Below are 4,296 nucleotides of genomic sequence, written 5' to 3' on the forward strand. Positions count from 1 at the left end.
AACTGTAACATTCCCTGATGGAAGCACAGATACTGCAAAAGTAAATGATGATGGTAGCTGGGAAGTTCCAACTTCAGGTCATACCCCACTTAAACCAGGTGAGACTGTAACAGCAACAGCAGAAGATAATGGTGGCTCAAGTAACCCAGTAAATTCTAATCCAACAACTGACGTTACTCCAGCAAAAGATCCAACAATCAATCCAATTGATAACGATGACACTACTGTATCTGGTAAAGTTCCTAATGCTGAGCCAAACACTACTGTAACTGTTAAATTCCCTGATGGAAGCACAGCTACTACAACAGTAGATAACAATGGTAACTGGACTGTTCCAACTCCAGGTAATAACCCACTTACTCCAGGCTCTACTGTAACAGCAACAGCAGAAGATAATGGTGGCTCAAGTAACCCAGTAAATTCTAATCCAACAACTGACGTTACTCCAGCAAAAGATCCAACAATCAATCCAATTGATAACGATGACACTACTGTATCTGGTAAAGTTCCTAATGCTGAGCCAAACACTACTGTAACTGTTAAATTCCCTGATGGAAGCACAGCTACTACAACAGTAGATAACAATGGTAACTGGACTGTTCCAACTCCAGGTAATAACCCACTTACTCCAGGCTCTACTGTAACAGCAACAGCAGAAGATAATGGTGGCTCAAGTAACCCAGTAAATTCTAATCCAACAACTGACGTTGTGCCGCCTCACGCTGAGCTTACTCCAAACCCTGATGGCACAGTTAGCGTTGTCTCACATGATGGTGATGCATCTAAAGTTGAAATTTCATACACTGACAATAACGGCAACCCACAAACCATCACTGTGGTCAAAAACCCAAGTGCTGGCTGGGTCGTAGATAGCACTCCAGGTAAGACAACAGCGCCTGCAACTGACTTTACACTTGATCCACACAGCGGTAAGGTCGTAGTTAGCGATAACGCTACAAAAGATGGCACGTCTATAACTGCAAAAGTGACTGATAATGCTGGTAACTCAAGTGAAGATAGTGCTACTACACCAGATAAGATTAGTATCAAATTTAATGACGATACTACACCTGATGGCATCATTACAAGAGCTGAGAACTATGCTGATGAAGGCACAAAAGCCACTGCAACTATCAGCATACCAAACCTTGCAAAAGATGGTAGCAAGATAAAAATTTCAGGCACTGGTATAAACGATGGTGAATTTACAGTTCATAAAGATGCTAGCGGCAACGTCATAAGTGTTACTGACAGTAATAACAAAAACGTATTTGACGGCAATAACGGCTTTACTATCGCGTATAAATATACAGCTGGTGGAAGCAATGTCAATATCACAGCACAGCTTGATAACACAGCTCTTAAGACAACAGGAAGCGTTAAATTTGAAAATGTCAAAATGGCTGACGTTGAATTTGTAGAGCTTGATAGCCATGGTAATGTTCTAAGTGATAAGAAAACTACGAACACTGATACTGTCAAAGGCTATAATAGAGCTGAAGCTGCACTTGATGGCGACATCAACCACACCACAGCACGTATCTCACTACCTGATAATGTCCAAGATGGCGACGTTATAACCGTAAAATATGGTTTTGGACCTAATGCTGCATCTTTGGCTGCAACAGGTGGCACAGATACAACTGCGTATAAGTATTTCTTAGTTCATAAAGCAGCTGATGGCTCTATGACAGTTGATCAGATCACTTCAGCTACTGACAAGACAGTTATCAAGTCAGGTCTTACATCTACAAACGGCGCTGGAGAGAAATTTGGTATAGATATCCATGATATGCCAACAGCTGTCATTTATAAAACTACATCACGTGGTATAGAAGTAAGCATAAAAGGCGAAGATGATGCAAGTGTAAGTATGAACCCTAGATGGACAAATAGGGGCAGGGTTGAACCAGAAGTTGTTTTTGTGGAAGGTAATAAAACATACACTAACAGTCAAGTTGGCGATGGTGCAAATCCAAACAGTGGTGGCATGAAACTAGCAGAAGCTATGAGAGATGGCGATATAGATCACACAACTGCACGTGTAGTTATAAAAAATGGCATAGTCGATGGCGATAAGATAACAGTATCGATAACTGACTTTAATAAAATTTATGCAGACACTGGTGTGAAAGTATATCCAAGCAACAACCCAGCTCCGACAGAAGTGAAGACATTTATCGCACATAAAGCAGCTGATGGCACAGTGACATTTGACGAGGTTGATGCGAGTGGTCACGTCATACATGCAGGCATCCCATCAGTAAATAACAATGCCATAGATATACCTGGCATAGGCATGATGAGTATATCTAGCGATAAATTCGTTCATGCTACTGAGGTCACAGCAAAAGTCTCTGATACACCTGATAATGAACTACTTAATGGTAATGAAAATGTATCTAGCACTAGCTATGTATTCCTTGAAAACATCAGTAATGTGCAAGAACCTACTATCACAACCATATATGATGATTTTGGTAGCACAACAGGAGATGTATCAAAAAATGGCAAGACTGACGATAAAACTCCAGAGTTAAAAGGCAAGGCAGAGAAATTTGCTACAGTTGAAATTTTTGATGGCACACACTCTTTGGGCACAACTAAGGCTGACAAAGATGGCAACTGGAATTTCACTCCTAAAACTCCACTAAATGACGGCGAGCATAATTTCACAGCTAAAACAATCATCGGTGGAGTTAGCAGCAACGCAAGTGATGGATATGCGATAACTATCGATAATACCATAGGAACTATAGAGGCTAGATTTGTCGAAGATGGAAATAACGATGGCAGACTAACATATCAAGAAAATATGAGTGATGGAAATAGAAAATCTACTTCACTTGAGCTAAAAGTGAGCGGTAGCTTTGAAGATGGCGATAAGATCACTTTACACCTAGACGATCCTATTAAGGGTAGTGGTGATATAGTCTTGAAAAAAGTAGGTAATAGTGCAGTTGTCGAAAGCGCTAGCGAGTCACTTAAAGGAATGGCTCCAATAGGCGCAGCAGCTCCTATCAACAACGGTGTTATCATGATAAGTAAGATAGGTATGTTGAATGGACAAAAGACAATTGCAAAAGCATATATCACTGATGATGCTGGCAATAAGTCTAATGTTGCAACAGATGAATTTACATATGTAGATCGTGAGATTAAACCTGTTCAAGTTGTTGATACTTTGGCAGTATGGGGAAATAATAGAGTTGGCTTATTGTTGGAAAGTGATAAAATGCGAGATACTGAACTTCAGTCTCATATAAATGGCAATAACGACTATAAGCTAGATGTAAAAACCATAACTAACTACTCACACTTAACTTTTGGAGATGGTAATGATGAGATTACTGTCCATACAAAAGGCGGTGGCTGGGGTAACATATTTAGAGGTGCTGAATTAAATTTAGGCGGCGGAGACAACAAGCTAACCGTAGAAAGAGACATCGATGCTGCAAAAGTTACAGCTGGTAGTGGCGATGATACAGTAACTGTTCATCACTGGGTTAGAGCAGATTCTACTATAGATTTAGGTGCTGGCGATAACAAGCTAACTGTAGATGATCAAATATATAATTCTACTGTTACAACCAAAGGTGGTAATGATGAAGTAAGCACCAATGGTCTTGTAGGTGCTACTATAAATCTTGGTGCTGGTGATGACACTATAAAAGTTGGTCAGATTATTGGCAATAGCAACATCAATGGCGGAGACGGCTATGATAAACTAGCTATCACCAACCCAGGTACAAATGTAGATCTAAGCAATATCGCAAACAAAGCACATAACTTTGAAGAGCTTGACATCTCTAACAAGGGTCAAAATACTACTTTAAATGTCAAACTATCTGATGTAATAAATTTAACAGATAATGACAATATACTTAAGATCACAGCTGATGCTGGAGACAAAGTAGCATTTAAAGATGGTGGATGGCAAAAAGGTGCCTCAGCTGATGGCTATACTACATATACAAATGATACTACAGGAACAACTGTTACCGTCGAGATCAAAGACGAAGTAACACAACCTATGTAATATCATAGATGTAAATTTGCTGCTAAATGGCAGTGCTAAATCAAAATGGAGAGCAAGGAAGCTCTCCAAATTTCTATCTCAAAAATAAAATTTAAATTTATCAAATATTTTTTACAATCTTTCAACTTCTTTTAAGCATCCCTCATATATAATTCCAGCTCACGAAACGAGAAACCACCTTTAACTTCAACGTTAATAAAGCCTTTTTCTTATCGTTGTTCTTTTAACTTACAATTGTTAAACTATTAGTCAATCTT

At 39.2% G+C, this 4,296-nt stretch carries 1 protein-coding gene; it reads left to right on the forward strand.

Annotation, left to right across the window (positions count from 1 at the left end):
- Window positions 1-4,039 (forward strand): Ig-like domain-containing protein (locus G6W41_RS09935; RefSeq protein ID WP_194171403.1); only part of this gene is annotated, 4,039 nt, incomplete at its 5' end.
- Window positions 4,040-4,296 lie beyond the last annotated feature (257 nt).

Source organism: Campylobacter concisus (assembly GCF_015230035.1).
GTDB classification, from domain to species: Bacteria; Campylobacterota; Campylobacteria; order Campylobacterales; family Campylobacteraceae; genus Campylobacter_A; species Campylobacter_A concisus_BK.